The organism is Zoogloea sp. LCSB751 (genome assembly GCF_002028455.1).
Classification (GTDB): Bacteria; Pseudomonadota; Gammaproteobacteria; order Burkholderiales; family Rhodocyclaceae; genus Zoogloea.
The window spans coordinates 1-16,859 of record NZ_MWUM01000006.1; the positions used below are offsets into that span (position 1 = coordinate 1).

The following is a 16,859-nucleotide window of genomic DNA, read 5'->3' on the forward strand; positions in this document are numbered from 1 at the left end:
GTCCGCCGCCTGCCCGGCCGGAGGCGTCAGGCCCTCAACGTGTGCGCGTAGGGGCAGGCATCGGACAACCCTTAACCGTAGTGGACACTATGGTTAGCGAGCTAAGAGGTCGGGGGAAGATGGGATCGCCGGGGGCTTACGCTGCTTTGGCCGAGTTGCTGACGTTGCGAGGATGGCGCCGCCAGAGCGGAACTGCCTCTCGAACACCGGCTAGATCGAAAACGTGATAGCCCGCTGATGCCCGGCGTGAGCCGAATGCATGACAGGCGAACATCCTTTCTAGCGAGCATTCTGCTGAACTCGCTGTTCAGCATCGTTCGAACACTCAGCAGATCTGAACCAAGCCCGTGCCAAAGGGCCGCGAGCTCCATCCGGTTCAGTCGGTGCCGAAGCGCATGAGACCGTAAACGCTATACACGGCATCATCCCCTTCAACGCTCCCCTTTGCGATGAGGACAGAGAACGAGAGCAAGACCTGAGGCTATAGCTACATGACGCAACAGGGGCCATCCGAGATGGCCCGTGACTACCCTGACCGACCTGATTCTTCCAAGACTTCCCCGCCGCCCCTACTGCACCGACAATCCTAGCCAAGGCCTCATCATCCGCGGCCCGGATGTGGCCACCACAAAGAGCCACCTGCAGCTCAACCCCGCGGCGCTTCGCCACTGGCTCCTGTTCGACATTGATGCGCCCCTTGCCGCACTGACCTGGGAGCGCGTCAACCTACCCCCACCCAACTGGATTGCCGTCAATCCAGAGAACTCCCACGCGCATTGCGGCTACCTGCTCGAAGTGCCGATCATCACCAGCCCTGGGTGCCACGAAAAGCCTTTGCGCTATGCTGCAGCCATCGAAAACGCATACCGCCTCAAGCTGCGGGCCGACCCCGGCTACACCGGCCTGATCTGCAAGAATCCCCTGCATGAGCGCTGGCAAACCTGGTTTATTCACGGCCACGCCTATTCGCTCGACGAACTCGCTGAGTGGGTGTCGCTTGCAAAGCCCTCACGCGCAATCGAGGAGAACGCCGGACTCGGCCGCAACGTCACGCTCTTCGACACCCTCCGCAGCTGGGCCTACCGCATGGTACTCATATACAAGAGCGCCAATGCGACCCAGAACCTCTGGTTCCGGGCGCTACTGCACGAGGCTGAAGGCATCAACAGCCGCTTCCCTACGCCTCTTTCTTTCCCCGAAGTTCGGACCTTGACGAAGTCCGTCGCAAAATGGACTTGGCGGGTCTTTACTCAACACGCCTTCAGCGAGATACAGCGCGCACGGGCCCAGAAGCGCTGGAGCGAAGCCGACGCCGATTCGGTTGAGAAAGCGAAGCCGTGGGAGCAGCTCGGTATCTCTCGCCGCACCTATTACTACCGCAAGAAGGCGGGACTGCTGCTTCCAGACGGTTGCACTGATGCCATATCAGATAACAGCGGGGAACCGGGGATGAAGGCGTAGCGCCGGCATACCGAGTACCAGAGCTAGAAGGCGGGTCGCGCAGACTGCCTTCAATGAGTTCGGTGCGCTCATCTTCATTCAGGTGTTCAAGCCACACCGGCTCCTTACTGGCCCATAGGGCAGAGGCCGCGGTTCGAGCCGGGAGCAGGTTGGTCGTGCGCACTTCGCCCCCTGCATGAATCTAGCCGCGTCGCGCAAGGTAATGCTCAGCAACGATAGGGGCCTCGCAGAGGAACAGGCCTCCCACCACTCACAGCTGTCGCCCCTTGCAGGTGATGAAATCGAACGAGTACGTATGTTCGACCGGATTACGACTGCATTCACCAACGAGCCTACCGCGATGCTGGCGCCGCCCCTTCTCGATCGTGACCTCTCCGTCGCAGATTGGACACCGAGCGGTGAAGCGCACCATACGGAGCAATCTATCTTCACCCTCACGGCGAAGTACGAGGACATGGCCCAGAGGGAGTGTGGCTTCGAGTATCGTCGGAGCGCGGACGATTCGATCATTGATCAGCACGTAGAAGGGGTGGCAAGCCCATGCCACCATCCCTGCGACGAAGCCAGCAAGAACCGTCCATTGGAAGAGGGCTCGGGGCGCCTCGTTTGACATCCACAGCACCAGCAGGAACCAAGCAATAAGCCCACCTACGGCGAGTGAGCCAACGATCGGCATCAGAACAATCACGGCCCGCCAGCCTGGCAGCGAAAGCTTCAGTGGACACTTGAGGCCAGGGATGGGATAGACCTCCATTTCCTCCTGGTAAATGATCTCCAACGGTGAGTTATCCGATCGGCTGGTCTGAGCGGTTAGTACGGGTTGAGACACAGCCGCCCTTGTCGCGGGAAGCTCAATCGGTCGGATTGTGAGACCGTAGCCCATCGCGTTTGTCGTGCCCAAGCGGGCCGGAGCTCTGAGTACGACCTGCCCCGCTACCCTACTCTTGATTGCCCGGCCAAGAAGGTGCCCGTCCAAGCGGCTGAGATCGTTCTCCAACGCCTTCCATGCGTTTGAAAACTTCTTCCGCGCTGAATCAGAATCCTCCGACCACCACTGTGCTTCCGGAGCACCAACGATCGCCGCAATTTCCTCGCGGATCCGCTCAGCGGTGAAGAGCGGCGTGGGGTCTCCATCTGCGGCCCGTCTCGCCGTAAGGCCACATAACGCCTGCAGCAGCACGAGCCAGTCCCCCTTCCAGCCGCTCTCGCGGCTGCTCGCAGCGGCTTCTGCTCCTACTTCGGCCGCGCGGGAGAGGAGCATGGCGTGATCGAAAATCGATTTCGATTCATCAGCTTCCGCATCCTTTCCAAACTCTTCCCGCGGTCCTCCCTCGTTTTGTTGGGGTTCGGCGTCGAGCATGGGTGCGTCTTTGGCACTCATGGAGCATTCCAATGAAAAATGACGAAGGTCTTGATTTTGCCCTATCTCACAAGACAGGCCGCATAGTCGATATCAGGATGGTAGAGCGAGGACTGGCGTGCGGGTGTGTGTGTCCGAACTGCGGCGCTGAGCTGCTGGCGCGGAAAGGGCGGAAAAACCGCCACCACTTTGCTCATCACGTTGCCGGTCGAACGCATCCGACTTGCGAGGGAGGGCGTGAGAGCACGTTGCACCGAGCTGCCAGGCAGATCATTGCAGGCTGGCGGTCGATTGAACTTCCCGCGTTGCTCGTTAAGGAAGGCGGGCGACAAGCTGCATTGCCAGGTCGGGTCCTATCCGTTGGTCGTTCAGAACTGCCTGACGACCCTGGCGAGCGGTCACTTTGGTCGAATGTGAACATCCGGCCTGATGTAGTGCTGCATGGTAAGGACGAGCAGATTTGGTGCGAAGTCAAGGTCGCGCACGCGGTAGATGATTCAAAGCGCGCCCAACTTCAATGCTACAGGGTGTCCACGCTTGAGTTCGATCTGTCACAGATGTACCGCAATGGGGGCTGGAATCTAACGACACTGGATCTCGCGCTTCGCACCGATATGAGCATCAGGGAATGGGTGTTTCATGTGAGTGAAGCGCAGTTGCGGCGTAGGCTTCAGGAGGAGGTTCGAGAAGCCGATGCACTGCAGCGTACAAAGCTCGCTGAAAGCCAGCGCCACTTGAGAAACGACGCTAACGCCCAACTCAGAATCGTCGCTGGTGAAGGTGACGTGGGGCCGGTGGAAATGATGTTCCACCCTGCATTCGGACTCATCCCCAAAGATCCTGTGAAGCGCCTAGCGGTGCTGTCTCGTGCTTACCCCGAGCCCAAGATTTTCCACCTCAACCGGGCAATCGCCTTCCTGCGCCATCACCCCCACGGTGACCGATCTTGTCTTGTGACCTTTGGCGGTCTGGGCCCTGCTTCTCGCACCAGTGAGTACGACGCAGCGTTGTCGGAGTTCGCTCGAGCGGCTGGACTCAATTGCGTGTACTTCGGCATCGCGGAATCTCGCCTGCTGCGGGGCGAACACTGCTACGAACGACTTGATCAGTTCCTGACAGAGCTTCAGGCGCGTGACAGCGAGATACCGAACTGCCGCTGAACACCAAAGCGACTACAGCACACTCACCGATCTGGGCCGTGTTGGAGCGCCTGCTAGCGGCCCCAGTTCCCATACTCCTGGCTCCGCCACGCCATCGGTACGGCGCGTACTCGACAACCGCGGCGGAGACTGGCTTGCCCGGACAGCCAGTCTCCGCCAAATTTTCTTGGCTCGTAGCAGGCTCATCCCCCCATCGCGCGCTATACGCCCTTACAACCCTGGCCCGCGATAACGCTACTCAGCCCTCCTGCCTGTCACGCAGAGGGGTGAAAAATGAAAGGAAATTACATTGGATTCAGCAACTTGGAAAACACGCGTTATTCCGTCGTTACTGGCGATAACGTCATCGAGGTCACACAGTTCAGCAGCGTGTTTGCGGGCTCCAACCCACCAGAGCTCCTCATGGCATTTCCTTACCTCGACCTCATCAACAAACTGAAGCAGAACTTCTCGATCGACGACAGCCCGACTGCCTCGGCAGTCCAGCAGTACCGCAATTACCTGAGCACCTTGAATGGCTACCTGGCGTTCTGCGGAAAAACCATCGAGTCGAACGTCGGCACGGAACTGGCCGGAAACTTCGACGCCAAGGTCCGGGACTATCTCGAGAGCATCACCGTGGCGCCTCGGACATGTCGCGATCGCAGGCTGCACCTCCAAGCAATTCAGAAGCTTTATCAGGCCTCGCTGACCGCTCGCCACACACCGCCGCCCGGCAAGCAGTGCGGCCTGGGTGCTAGGCTCCGGCTGCTTATCGCCGAAACGGGGGTGCCGCCCAAGACCTTGGCAAAGCAGACGGGGGTAGACCCAACCACCCTGTGGCGCTGGCTGAGAGGCGCCACGCCGCGCGCCGATACGCTGCCCGCGTTGCGACGCCTCGAAGTAAGGCTCGGCCTTGCCCGCGACGCCCTCGTGAGCCTTATCGAGAAACCTGCGGATGAGAAGGCGGCAGCGGTAGCGATACCTGCTTATCGCCTGCGGATGGCAGAGCGAACACAGCACAACCTGCCGCTTCCCGAATCCGCCTTAGGTGCCTCCTTTCTGCAGGAATGGCGTGCCCTCTTCGACTACAAGATCAGTGATTTCCCCACCCTCGAGCGTCAAGCGCGCGGCCATTGGCGCCTCATCCCGAGGGGCGTTTCTTCGACCCTCAGCCCCTTGGCCCAACGCGGAACGATGGTTTGTCCCACCGCCAACATCTTCATTGAGCGCATGCGGACCTTTCTCGGGGTACTGACCAACTTGCCGCCAGAGAAGGGAGGTATCGCCTGGTATGAACCCCCGCCGCAAACCCTGGCCTGGTGCGCCCACCCTCAGGCGCTCGAATGCTTCATGCAGTGGATGACTAGCCAGTCAAACGGGATTCGACACAACGGGCAGAAGGTCTTCGCCCGCGCAGTCTCCAGCCTGCTCCGCCCCCAGACCGGGTTCTTGTGGCAGCAGGCCGCCGCCTACCGGGTACGATTACCAGAGGGATTTCGGCCCGTAAGTGACGATGCCTGGCAGGAAATGTGTGCGAAGAGCCATAAATTCCTGCGCGACTACATTCGCAGTGCAACCAGTGTCAGTCGCAACCCCGAAGAACCCATTGCGCACCTTCTAAACTCGCCTAATCCACTCAAGCCGATTCGGGACGCGATCGTTCGCATCGACACGGATGCCGCCAACTCTCCCCCCGGAAGCATCAGCGAAGCCAGACATAAGCGAAACGCCCTTGTCCTTGCACTCTTGCTGTCCAACCCGATGCGGGTGCGAACCCTTGCCTCACTCACCTGGATGCCAAACGGCCACGGCACGGTCCGCGGAAGTCCGACAGAAGGTTGGCGTATCCAACTGCAGCCGGTGCACCTGAAGACCGGCAACAGCAAGCAGTCCCGGGGATATTCGGTCAAAGTTGCGGACTGGGTCAAACCCATGATGGACGAGTACATCGAGGAGTACCGGGAGACTTTGCTGGCAGGTAAGGCCAGCACTTACCTGCTGGTCGGTGACGAGGACGGCGAAATGTGGGAGGGACTGAGCAAAACGGTGCGGCATCTGACGCGACGCTACATTCCTGGCTCGCCTGGCTTCGGTCCGCATGCCATGCGCCACCTCGTCGCCACGGACTGGCTTCGCAAACACCCCGGAGACTTCCTCACGGTGGCCGAACTGCTGAACGACAACTTGACGACCGTGCTGGAGAACTACGCCCATCTACGCCGAGACGACTCGTTCTCACGTTACGAGGCTTATCTCGACTCACTGAAATGAGCCTGTCCAGTCCTGCGCCTGAACGCAGCAGCACTGCGTAGCCCGCGTTATGGGGTGACCCTACGTGCTCGGTGGCGATGGGCGCGCGCAGCCGAGACTCACAACTCGCCACGAAATGCAGCCTGGAGAACACGACTGAGTCCTCCAGACTGCATTCCGCACGAACCCGACATCCCGCGCGCTAGAATCGAACAATTTTCAGACAAAAATCTATCTAACAATACAAAATACAGACACATCATCAGGGCTCTCACGTGGCAATCAAGCAGAAAACCGACATCTCGCTGCCAGAGATCCTGCTCACCGGTAAAGGCAACCCCACGGCGGACCGTCAGGTTCTTCGGCTTCTCGCCGGGGGGCAACTGCGGAAGCTGTACCAGGGGATCTACACCAGCAATCTGACCAGCCCCCCGGAAACGATCGTGCTGCGCCACTGGGCGAAGATTGCGAGCCACCTTTTGCCCGGCGGCGTCCTCAGCTATCGGAGCGGGTATGACGCGAAGCCGGTTGAGGGGCGCCTTTACGTGACGCGTGGCAATCGACCGCGAACCCTGGAGCTGCCCGGCCTCGCCATCAAGATCATTCCAGGACAAGGCGCGGTGGAAGGCGATACGCCCTACAAGCGCCTCTTCCTCGCCAGCCAACCTCGCTGGTTGCTGGAAAACTTGGCGACGGGCCGTGGTGTGAGCGAGCGCGTGCTTCCCCAGGACGTGCTCGAGGCGGAGCTCGACAAGATGCTCTCGATCCGCGGGGAGGATCGGTTCAATCAACTCCGGGATGCCTGTCGCATGCTGGCTGACACCCTGGGTCGGGAAAAAGAGTTCAAGCGACTGGACGCAATCATGGGCGCCCTGCTTAGAACCGACGAGAGCAAGAAACGATATGGCAAGCAGGTGCTGGCACGTGCCGCCGGCCGCTCCCATGACCAGGACCGCCTCGCCCTGTTCGACACGCTGTTCAGCCGACTGCGCTCGGAGGCCTTGCCGGAAGTGGCCGCCACGGCGGAAGCTGGCATCGCGCGCGAGAACTTCGCCTTCTTCGAAGCCTACTTCTCGAACTACATCGAAGGCACCACGTTTCTGGTCAGCGAAGCCGAAGAGATCGTATTCGAAGGCCGCCTCATCCCGAACCGGCTGGCAGACGCCCACGACCTTCTGGGGACCTTCCAGAGCGCGATGCATCAGCCATGGCGCGATCAGCCCGCGAACACGGCGGACGATTTCCTGCACTGGCTCAAGAGTGTCAATGCGCTGGTCATGCAGTCCCGACCGGACAAGCACCCAGGAGAGTGGAAAAGCCACAACAACCAGGCCGGAGCAACGCCATTCGTGGCCCCTGAGCTCGTGCAGGGCACGCTGCGGGAGGGGTTCGAGCGGATTCAGGCGTTGGAAGACCCGCTCGCCCGTGCCCTGATGACCATGTTCGTCGTCTCCGAGGTTCATCCCTTCCTGGACGGGAATGGGAGAACGGCGCGCTTGGCCATGAACTGTGTCCTGAGCGCTGCAGGCCGGTCCCGCATTATCGTACCGACGGTTTCTCGCGAGGATTACCTGCTACCGCTGAAGCGCCTGTCGGGCCACGCAGACGCCACGCCTTACCTCCGCGCGATGCTCCGCCTCCATGACTGGACGGCAGCGTTCGACTACACCCAACCACGACACCTGCTCTACGAAGCGTTAAAGCGGAGCAATGCCTTCGAGACGGACTTACGAAACTTCCGGTTGGTGTTTCCAGAGCCCCGCGCAAGGACCGCATGAATCGATGGTCGAGCGCCTTCTTGGCCGAGGGGCAGACTGACGGGTTCGCTTGCGCAGCCAGTCATGGAAGAAGCCCGGGAAGGCATAGGCTCTCCCGGGCTTCTCTTTTTTCCTGCGCTAGAGCCTTACGTCAGCGTTCCGTTGGGCTGCGTCCGCCCCCGCCTTGAACACCGCATTGCGATCCCGCTTGCCGTCCACGATGACCACAACCAGTTGCTGGCCCCGCACCTCATAGACCAGTCGGTGCCCACCCCTGCGGAGCGCTATTTCATAGCGATCCGGATGCCCCTTGAGCTTGGCTGCCGGCTCGGGCGGCTTTTTCAGACGCTCGGCCAGCAGCGTCTTGAACCGCGCCCGGACGCTGTCGTCGAGTTCTCGCCACTCGGCCAGGGCCTCATCGATGAAGCCAAGCTTATAGTTCATCGAGCGCCCCCCGGATGACGCGCTTGCCCGCGCGGGTGTCGGCAAGGACATTGAGCTCCAGATCCTTGAGGCGCTCCATCAGCGCCGCGTAGGCCTTTGCGGGAACGCAGTAGAACACCGGCGCGCTGCGATTCAGAATTGCAACGGGCATGCCCTCCCCCGCTGCAACAGTACCCATGGGGTTCCGCTTCAGTTCGGAAACGGTCGCGGTAGTTTCCGCCAGAATCAGGTGTGCCATCTCGGCCTCCAGGATGCGTTCAAAAGGGAGTGCTTGCGCAGCATCACTGCGTCGCCGGGCACGGCCACAAAGCCGTATCCGATGAGCGCATCACGCACCGGCCCGTACACCTCATCGACGATCAGCGCCTCGCCACAGAGCAAACCACACAGCTTGAGGTAGGCCCGGAACCAGCCGCACCGGCGATAGCGCGGCGGGACGTAGACGTCCGTAACCACCAACACGTCCTTGAAGGTGCCAACGCCTGGCACCTTCAACTCGGGCTCGTACTCGAGCGACACCCGAAAACCGTGGTGACGCAGATGCACCGCACGGGATGCGAACGCTTTCGAGGCGCCCAGGATGAACTCGACCGTCTTCAGCTCGACCGAAGGCACATGCGAACCGCCTGCCATCATGCGGCCCTCCTGCGGAAGTCGACCGGGATGATGGTGCCCGAGCGAGCGCCAGCCGCCGGCCTGGGTGCCGAAGTGATCTCCGCCACACGGGCGCCTCCCAAGCCCTCAGCGCCGACAGGCGCTTCCGGCTCCAGACCGCGAGTCCCCTTGGGTGTTTCAAGCGAGGCGTGTGCTCGCGCCTCGAGCGCCGCGTCCATTGCTGCCGTCACACCCATTTCGTAGCCGGCCGCCGTGTGCGCCACGGGCAATGGCTCCTTGTGCATCATCGTCGCGACCTGCGTCGCCTGGATGTTCACGTACCGCATCGCCATCTGGGCCGTCTTGTGCCCGGTTATGACCATCAGCACCGGCAGATTGCCCTCGAACTCAAGCGCAAAGCGGGTCGCCGAGGTGTGCCGCAAGTCATGCAGCCCGACGTCCGTCAAACCCGCCTTTCTGCAGGACACCGCCCATGCTTTCTTGACCGCCTCGTAGGTCGTCGGAAACACCTTGTCGTCGGGCAGCGGAGGCGTGGGCGCATACTTCTTCAGTTGCGACAGGACGTGCAGGGCACCCGGCCCCAGAGGCACCTTACGACCGCCGGCTTTCGCATCCTGCAGCGTGAGCACACGCTGCCGCCAGTCGATGTCGCCCCAGCGCAGGTGCACCAGCGGTTCGCACGAGCGCATGGCGGTCTCGAGCATCAAACAGGCGAGCGGTGCCGCGTAAGGGTTGGGATAGGCCGCCAGGTGCACGGAGACCTTCTGCCACTCTTCGTTTGTGACGACGCGGTCGCGCCCCGCCTCGACTGCAGGCATATCAAGTTCGGCACCGGCAGGATTCCCCCCCAGCCGTCGCCATTTCCACACGGCGCTGGCGTGCTTGAACAACCGGCGCAGCTCGGAACGCTCGAGGTGAATGGTCGCCGACTTCTTCCCCTCTGCACGCAAGGCGTTGATGAGAGCCTGGACGTGATGCGTCGTCACATCGGCCATCATCGTGCCGGCCAGCTGTTTGCGGGCCCGATCGCTCTGCGCGCTCTCCTTGCCCAGGCGATGCCGGTGCGCGGTGAGCGATGCCGGTGCGCGGTGAGCGATGCCGGGATGACCCGTACGGGCTCTTCAACGAAGGTGACATCCCAATAGACACGCCTACCCTCCTTCACAAGCGTCACCGGGGTGAGCTCGACGACGGGCAGCCTGAGTGCCCGCAGGTAGCGATTGATGCGCCGAACGTCCTGACTGGCACCCTTGAGGTACGGCAGGCGCTCCCTCGCATAATCCGAGAACGCCACACCCACGCTGGTGCGATGCGCGCCGCGTCCGGACTGGGCGGGCGCAGCACAGCGCTCGGCCTTGAGCGCATCCATCGCACGCGCAGCCTCGGTCTTGCTCTTGAAACCGGATCGGTACAGGGCTTCGCCCCGGATCCGTATCCGGAAGGCCCAGCCGGCGCCTTCCTGGAAAGGCTTAGCCATGGCGTCCGCCTTTCGAGGCAAGTGCCTCGGAAGGGGTCATGAAAAGGGCTATGAACAGATACATGAGCAACTCCACGAAGGTTGGAGTTGCGTATAGGTGCACACGGTGGGGATGAACCGTCGACATGCGCTGCAAGTGCGCACTGGAGCGCATGCAAACGCCATCGGCCACCGGCCCGTTTGACAGAAAAACGTCAGAACGAGGCACAAAAAGCACTTAGCCCAGCTTTATGGGCTGGGCTAAGTGCTTGATAATTCTGGTGGCCAGTCGCGGAATCGAACCACGGACACGCGGATTTTCAATCCGCGAAAAACGGCATTTTTCGGCGTTAATGGGGATGTGCAAAAACACTCAACCCATTGAAAAATAAATAATCAAGCATTCTCCCACGTTGATGGGTGTTGATGGATGTTGCTAGAATCTGGCTACACAGTGGCTACACGGACCGTCTGTGTAACCAACTTGGAGCCCGCCACCATGCAACGCGAACGCCTCACGCCTGACCGCATCCGCCGCTTCACCTGCGCTACCGACGCGAAACAATCCTTCCTCTGGGACACCGAAGCACCGCGCCTTGCAGTACGTGCGACCGCTGGCGCGAAGTCGTTCATCTTCGAGGCCAAGCTCAACCGACAGACCGTACGCGCCACCATCGGCGACGTCCGCGCCTGGAGCCTTGACGACGCACGCGCCGAAGCCCGCCGTCTCCAAACGCTGATTGACCAGGGCATCGACCCGCGCCAGGAGAAGGCCGACAAGCTGGCCGCCATCGAAGCCAAGAAGGCCGCGCTGGAGGCCGAGCAGAAAGAGGAGCAGCGCCAAGCATTGACCGTTGGCGAGGCGTGGGCCAGCTACTTGGAGGAACGCCAGCCACACTGGGGCGAGCGCAACTACACCGACCACCTCAAGCTGGCGCAGGAAGGTGGAGAAGCCCGTCAGCGCCGCCCCGGCGTCAAGACCAAGCCCGGACCGCTGGCCGAGCTGATGCCGCTGCGGCTGGCGGACCTGACCACCGAGCGTGTGGAACAGTGGGCCGCCAAGGAAGCATTGGAGCGCCCCGCCCGCGTTCGTCTGGCGCTGCGCCTCCTGAAAGCCTTCCTGCGCTGGGCGGCGACCGATGCGACCCTCAAAGACTTGTCAGACCCCACCGCCGCCAGCTCGAAGAAGGTGCGCGAGACTGCCGGCAAAGCCAAGCCCAAGAACGATTACCTCCAACGCGAGCAGTTGCCAGCATGGTTCTCGCACGTTCGCCAGATTCAAAACCCGGTCATCTCCGCCTATCTGCAATGCCTTCTGCTGACCGGTGCGAGACGTGAAGAAATGGCCGAATTGAAGTGGGAGGATGTGAACTTCCAATGGAAGGGCATGAGCCTAAAAGACAAAATCGAGGACCGCCGACAGGTGCCTTTGACGCCCTACGTACAGCACTTGATTGGAGCCCTGCCCCGCCGCAACGAGTACGTGTTTTCGAGCCCCACCAGCGACTCGGGCCATATCGAAGAGCCGAGCATTGCCCACCGTGACGCCTGCGCCGCTGCGGGCCTGGAATTGACCCTGCACGGCCTGCGCCGGTCCTTTGCCAGCCTGTGCGAGTGGCTGGACATACCCGGTGGCATCAGCGCCCAGATTCAAGGACACGCGCCGCAGGGTGTCCGGGAGCAGAACTACATCCGCCGCCCGCTCGACCTGTTGCGCGTGCATCACAACAAAATCGAGGCGTGGATTCTGGAGCAGGCCGGCATCGAGCAACCAGGCGAGGGGCAGGCGGCAGGGCTGCGGGTTGTTGAAGCCTAATTACTGCATCTACAAATATTCTTGACCCGTCGAAATAACGCATCTACAGTAAATCCATGAAACCACCCTACACATGGGACGAAGCAAAGCGCCAAGGCAACCTTGCCAAGCATGGATTGGATTTTGCCGATGCGGGTGAGGTGCTGGAATCGCGTTTTCGACTGGACATTCCAGTAACGCGCGGCGGTGAGCGTCGGGTTCAATCGTTGTCCTATGCGATGGGCTTCTTAGCCGTTTTGACGGTGGTTCATGTCGAGCGTGACCAAACCACGCGAGTTATCAGCTTTCGCCGCGCAAGCGGTCCAGAACGTGAGGTGTACGATGCCTGGCTCGAAAACGAATGCGATGAACCGTAAGCAGGTGCTGTCCGCCGTGCGTGCCTTGCCGCACGACCATGATTACGTCTGGGACGGCAAGGACGAGGATGACCGCCCAGCGACGGATGAGGAACTGCGCGCCGGCATTGAAGCGGCTCGCCGGGGCCGTGGCCGGCCTGCCGGAACTGGCTCGAAGGAGCAGGTAGCCATCCGGATTGACCGCGATGTTCTTGCAGCCTTCCGTGCCGGCGGCGCCGGGTGGCAAACCCGGATGAATGATGCGCTGCGTGAGTGGCTGAAAGAGCATTCGGCCGCCTGACCGAGCACCACCGCCGCGCCTACTCCGACGTCAGGAAAACCGGGTTCCCTTGCCCGGCTGGCGCGGCATTTCGTTGATCCGCTTTATAGAAGGAATCGGGTTATGAGGGTGCAGGTTAGATCAGTCGCGGTCAAAATGGTCGGCCAGTGGTTTTTGGAGCAGTTGCAGGAGCAGCCGAGCCTAAGGGGCGAGCTGCCGGCTGATCAGGTTGAATTTCTTTGTTCTATGGCAGTTCGGTCCGGAGGCTACGTAGAAAAAGGTCGGCCGTTCTTCGAGCGATTTGTCGTGCGGTGGGGCGGCGCGATTGCTATTTGGAATCCGGGGTTGTGCTTTCAGATTCGACCAGCCCTTGGCGTGCCTCCCACCCCCGAGGCTGCCTTGGCAGAGATTGTAGAAGACATACGAACAGCCCTCCAAAGGAAGCCTGGGCGTCAAGTTAAGGTATATCCGGTTCTTGCGTATGAGGCCAATGAGCGGGCGAAGAAGTCTAGAAAGCGTAACGCGGCAGGTATCTCGTCCGCATTTTCTCGTGAGGCTGCATCGGACGAGATTGGTGTAAGCCTTGGTGCAATGCCCAAAGCGGTGAAGAGGGGGAGGGAGATTGCCGAGGTTGTCCAAGGCATGAAGGCTCTGTTCCCTCCTGGGACTGAGTTTCCGTTCGCACTAGTGAATGACCGTGGAGAGGGTCCGCCGGATATTGTTCTCGCCGCGCAGGTAAGAGAGCGTAAGAGTCTTGGTTAGTTGTTGGTCAAGGTCGAAGTTAGCCGATAAATAAAGTGTGCATCACCGAAACACAAATAAACGGTGATGCCATGAACACGAATACACCCGCCAAACAGTCTGAATTCCCGCTGTCTTGCGATGAATTCGCCCGCCTAAACCAAGTAAAGGCCCAGAGCGTCCGCGTCCGCCTCTGTCGGACGGGGTCGTACTTTGGCGTCCGTCCCCTCAAGCTCGCAAACGGTCGGCTTGCCTTCCCTGCTGTACAGGTTGCGCAGTAAGGGGGGCGTCATGACCGACAAGAAAAAGGGCAGCCCCAAAGACTCTACAGACCGTAATCCTAAGCCGCCGGCCGTCACTGGGCAATGCGCCGAGGTGCTCGAGCTGCTGCGCACCGAGGGCACCGTGCTCTCCTTCCGCCTGACTGCGGAGCTTGCCATCCACGAGGCCGCCGCCCGCGTGCATGACCTGCGCGCCATGGGCTTCCACGTGCAAACGAAGATCCTGCCGGCCGTGGAGTTTCGCGGGCGCATCCGCCGCAACGTCGCCTTGTACAGCCTGGGCGTACCGTCCTGGCCGGCCCCTGGATTTCTGAAAGGGGGGGCAGCATGATCCGGCACCGCAACCAGATCCACGCCCCGGAGCACTTCGACGGCTATCAAAGCGACTACCCGCCAAATCCGGAGCTGCGGATTCAATTCCACTCCCCGGTTGATATTCACGCGATCCGGGGTTGGTACAGCTTCACCTGGCGCCTTGAGGCACCCGCGATTTGCTGGGGGCGGAACGGCCGCTGCTTTGCCTTCTTGCACGACCTGACGCATGAAGCCCTCGCGCAAGTCATGGCTGACTGTCGCGCCGCCACCTTTCAGCGCCGAGGACCATTCGGCGATCCGTTTCGAGGGAGGTGACGCGATGTCGATTCGTGTCATGACCCTCGTGTGGGACGGCTACCCCGGCGGCGGGTCCGAACTGCTGACGCTCTTGGCGCTGGCGGATTGGAGCGACGATCAAGGGCGCTGCTACCCCTCCATGTCCGCCATTGCCGACAAGACTCGCTTGTCACGCTCGCAGGCTCAACGCGTGGTGCACAACCTGATCGGCGCCGGCTTCGTTTCCGTCGAAGGCAACGAGAACGGCGGCCGACCTGGCTCGACACGTCGATACCTGATCAACCTGCAGCAAATGAGGGCAGAGAGGGGCCGCACCCATGCGACGGGTAGCGCTCACGCGACGGGTCGCACCGATGCGGCAGAGGGGTCGCATGGATGCGCAGAGAGGGGCCGCACCCATGCGACCCAAACCGTCAGTGAACCGTCAAAGAACCGTCAGGGGGGGGATAAGCCCCCTGTCAGCAGCAAAGCTGCCGACCCTTGCCCCTACCAGGCGATTGTCGATCTGTATCACGAAGCCATGCCGAACAATCCACGGTGCAAGATCATCGGCAAGTCTCGAAAGGCCGCGATCAAGGCACGATGGCAAGAAGCGGCCGCGCTGACCTGCAAGCCGTTCGGCTACGTCACCCGCGAGGAGGGCCTCGCAGCCTGGAAGCAGTTCTTCGAGATCTGCGCGGACTCCGACTTTCTGACGGGCCAGGTTCCGGGAACCAACGGCCGGCCATCCTTCGTTGCAGGAATCGACTTCCTCACGTCGCCTTCCGGCTTCGCCAAAACGCTGGAGAACACGTACCACAGGACGACAGAACCCAGCGCAGGCAGAACATCGACGGGGGCCGCTTCACAGGACGCGCTCTTTCGGGGGGCCATCTGATGAACGCCCCCGACCTGCGCAACCTGCCGCCCCACTCCCTCGAAGCGGAACAGGGCCTGCTCGGCGCGATCCTCTGCGACGGCGCCCGGGTGCTCGACCGCATCGAGGGCGTTGCCCGCGCCAGCGACCTCTATCGCGCCGACCACCGGCTGATCTTCTCCGCGGCCAAGGCCCTGCACGATGCCGGCCGTGCCGTGGATCTGCTGACGGTCTGGAGCACTCTGGAGGCGCGCAACGAAGGCGAACAGGCCGGCGGCTTCGCGTACCTCGCCGAACTGGCCGACAGCGGCTTTGTCGCCAGCAACGCCCGCCAGTACGCCGAGACCATCCGGCAGCGGGCGACCCTGCGCGGGCTGCAGCAGATCGGCGCTGACGTGCTGGCAGCCTGTGCCAACCCTGCCGGGCGGAGCCCCGCAGAGATCGCGGCCGACGCCGAGGCCGGGATGCTGACCCTACTGGACCGGACGGACAGCGACCCCGTTCGTCTGCAGGACGCCTTGTGCGATGTGCTCGCCGATGTGGACGCCCGCCGCGAACGTGGCGGTGCGCTGGCGGGACTCGCTACCGGCTTCCGGCGTTTCGACGAGATGACTGGTGGCCTTGAGCCGGGGCAGCTTGTCATCGTCGCCGCCCGCCCCAGCGTGGGCAAGACCGTCGCCGGCTGCAACATCGCTGCGCATGTGGCGGCAGCAGGTGAGACGGCGGCCTTCTTCACGCTGGAGATGACCCGCCGCGAGATTGCATCGCGCATCCTGGCGGCGCGCTCTGGCGTCACAGTTCAGGCCATGCGCTCCGGCACGAGTGATCCTCGCGACTGGGATGAGATGGAGAACGCCACCGCCGCATCGGCGGCCTGGAAGATGTTCATCGATGACACTCCGGCCGTCACGGTGGCCTATGTCCGCGCCAAGGCCCGCCGCATCCAGCGCACCCACGGCCTGGGGCTACTGGTGATCGACTACCTCGGCTTGATGCGCGGCACCGGCGACAACCGGGCGCAGGAGGTCGGCAGCATTTCCCGCGGGCTGAAGGCGTTGGCGAAGGAGCTGCAGGTTCCGGTGATCGCCCTTGCCCAGCTCAACCGGGCCAGCGAGGCGCGCCCCGACAAGAGGCCCACCCTGGCTGATCTGCGCGACTCCGGCGAGATTGAGCAGGACGCGGACATCGTGGCCATGCTCCACCGCGAAGACATGCACAGCACGGCGCCCGAGTGGGCCGGCCTCGCCCAGCTGCTGATCCGCAAGAACCGCAACGGCCCGACCGGGGAATGCCTGCTTGCCCTCGACGGCCCGCGGATGCGCTTCACCGACTTCTGCGGCCCACACCCGGGAATGGTCGCGGGCGAAAGCGAGAAAACAGGCCGCAGAAAGGGGTTTGAGGGGTGAGGCGCGACACCCCCACCACCACACCCCTGCGAACGCAGCCGGCGGGC

General features: G+C 61.9%; 17 protein-coding genes and 1 tRNA gene. 11 read left to right on the forward strand and 7 right to left on the reverse strand.

Annotated elements, in window-relative coordinates; translation table 11 throughout:
* Window positions 1–522 precede the first annotated feature (522 nt).
* Window positions 523–1,461 carry a replication initiation protein gene (locus tag B4920_RS08440; RefSeq protein WP_079434194.1) on the forward strand — a complete coding sequence of 313 codons (939 nt, stop codon included), beginning with the start codon at window positions 523–525 and terminating at the stop codon, window positions 1,459–1,461.
* A gap of 250 nt (window positions 1,462–1,711) precedes the next feature.
* Here the strand turns inward: B4920_RS08440 and B4920_RS08445 are convergent, their stop codons facing one another.
* Window positions 1,712–2,842: a hypothetical protein gene (locus tag B4920_RS08445; protein WP_079434195.1), complete on the reverse strand. Its 1,131-nt coding sequence runs from the start codon at window positions 2,840–2,842 to the stop codon at window positions 1,712–1,714.
* Between the two features lie 11 nt (window positions 2,843–2,853).
* Here B4920_RS08445 and B4920_RS28730 point away from each other — a divergent pair, with 11 nt between their 5' ends.
* The 3 genes from B4920_RS28730 to B4920_RS08460 all read left to right on the forward strand — a co-directional run bounded on the left by B4920_RS28730 (window position 2,854) and on the right by B4920_RS08460 (window position 7,991).
* A complete protein-coding gene (locus B4920_RS28730; protein ID WP_139379457.1) occupies window positions 2,854–3,981 on the forward strand; it encodes a hypothetical protein in 1,128 nt (375 codons plus the stop codon).
* A 273-nt stretch (window positions 3,982–4,254) separates the two neighbouring features.
* Complete coding sequence (locus tag B4920_RS08455; protein WP_139379458.1) at window positions 4,255–6,234, forward strand: hypothetical protein; 1,980 nt, start codon at window positions 4,255–4,257, stop codon at window positions 6,232–6,234.
* Between the two features lie 254 nt (window positions 6,235–6,488).
* Complete coding sequence (locus B4920_RS08460; protein WP_079434198.1) at window positions 6,489–7,991, forward strand: Fic family protein; 1,503 nt, start codon at window positions 6,489–6,491, stop codon at window positions 7,989–7,991.
* Window positions 7,992–8,108: 117 nt separating this feature from the next.
* Here the strand turns inward: B4920_RS08460 and B4920_RS08465 are convergent, their stop codons facing one another.
* The 6 genes from B4920_RS08465 to B4920_RS29370 form a co-directional block, all read right to left on the reverse strand.
* On the reverse strand, window positions 8,109–8,414 hold the full coding sequence (locus B4920_RS08465; RefSeq protein ID WP_079434199.1) for a type II toxin-antitoxin system RelE/ParE family toxin: 306 nt from the start codon (window positions 8,412–8,414) through the stop codon (window positions 8,109–8,111).
* The gene (locus B4920_RS08470; RefSeq protein WP_079434200.1) at window positions 8,404–8,652 is read right to left on the reverse strand and encodes a type II toxin-antitoxin system Phd/YefM family antitoxin; all 249 of its coding nucleotides are present in this window, start codon (window positions 8,650–8,652) and stop codon (window positions 8,404–8,406) included. The genes B4920_RS08465 and B4920_RS08470 overlap by 11 nt, the downstream gene beginning before the upstream one ends.
* The gene (locus B4920_RS08475; protein WP_079434201.1) at window positions 8,640–9,050 is read right to left on the reverse strand and encodes a hypothetical protein; all 411 of its coding nucleotides are present in this window, start codon (window positions 9,048–9,050) and stop codon (window positions 8,640–8,642) included. The genes B4920_RS08470 and B4920_RS08475 overlap by 13 nt, the downstream gene beginning before the upstream one ends.
* Window positions 9,047–10,027: a site-specific integrase gene (locus tag B4920_RS08480; protein ID WP_079434202.1), complete on the reverse strand. Its 981-nt coding sequence runs from the start codon at window positions 10,025–10,027 to the stop codon at window positions 9,047–9,049. The genes B4920_RS08475 and B4920_RS08480 overlap by 4 nt, the downstream gene beginning before the upstream one ends.
* Window positions 10,024–10,506: a hypothetical protein gene (locus tag B4920_RS08485; RefSeq protein WP_079434203.1), complete on the reverse strand. Its 483-nt coding sequence runs from the start codon at window positions 10,504–10,506 to the stop codon at window positions 10,024–10,026. The genes B4920_RS08480 and B4920_RS08485 overlap by 4 nt, the downstream gene beginning before the upstream one ends.
* A gap of 258 nt (window positions 10,507–10,764) precedes the next feature.
* Window positions 10,765–10,864: transfer RNA gene (locus B4920_RS29370), tRNA-Phe, on the reverse strand.
* Window positions 10,865–10,984: 120 nt separating this feature from the next.
* Between B4920_RS29370 and B4920_RS08490 the strand changes: the two genes are divergently transcribed.
* From B4920_RS08490 to dnaB, 7 genes are all read left to right on the forward strand, one after another.
* Complete coding sequence (locus B4920_RS08490) at window positions 10,985–12,301, forward strand: integrase arm-type DNA-binding domain-containing protein (RefSeq protein ID WP_079434204.1); 1,317 nt, start codon at window positions 10,985–10,987, stop codon at window positions 12,299–12,301.
* Between the two features lie 56 nt (window positions 12,302–12,357).
* A complete protein-coding gene (locus tag B4920_RS08495) occupies window positions 12,358–12,657 on the forward strand; it encodes a BrnT family toxin (RefSeq protein WP_079434205.1) in 300 nt (99 codons plus the stop codon).
* Complete coding sequence (locus tag B4920_RS08500; RefSeq protein ID WP_088179423.1) at window positions 12,647–12,937, forward strand: BrnA antitoxin family protein; 291 nt, start codon at window positions 12,647–12,649, stop codon at window positions 12,935–12,937. The genes B4920_RS08495 and B4920_RS08500 overlap by 11 nt, the downstream gene beginning before the upstream one ends.
* A gap of 102 nt (window positions 12,938–13,039) precedes the next feature.
* On the forward strand, window positions 13,040–13,678 hold the full coding sequence (locus B4920_RS08505) for a hypothetical protein (RefSeq protein WP_079434207.1): 639 nt from the start codon (window positions 13,040–13,042) through the stop codon (window positions 13,676–13,678).
* Window positions 13,679–13,948: 270 nt separating this feature from the next.
* Window positions 13,949–14,269 carry a helix-turn-helix domain-containing protein gene (locus tag B4920_RS08515; RefSeq protein ID WP_079434209.1) on the forward strand — a complete coding sequence of 107 codons (321 nt, stop codon included), beginning with the start codon at window positions 13,949–13,951 and terminating at the stop codon, window positions 14,267–14,269.
* A gap of 210 nt (window positions 14,270–14,479) precedes the next feature.
* Window positions 14,480–15,427, forward strand: a complete 948-nt coding sequence (locus B4920_RS08520; RefSeq protein WP_079434210.1) for a helix-turn-helix domain-containing protein — start codon at window positions 14,480–14,482, stop codon at window positions 15,425–15,427.
* A complete protein-coding gene (dnaB, locus tag B4920_RS08525; RefSeq protein ID WP_079434211.1) occupies window positions 15,427–16,812 on the forward strand; it encodes a replicative DNA helicase in 1,386 nt (461 codons plus the stop codon). Before B4920_RS08520 ends, dnaB begins: the two co-directional genes overlap by 1 nt.
* Window positions 16,813–16,859: the final 47 nt, after the last annotated feature.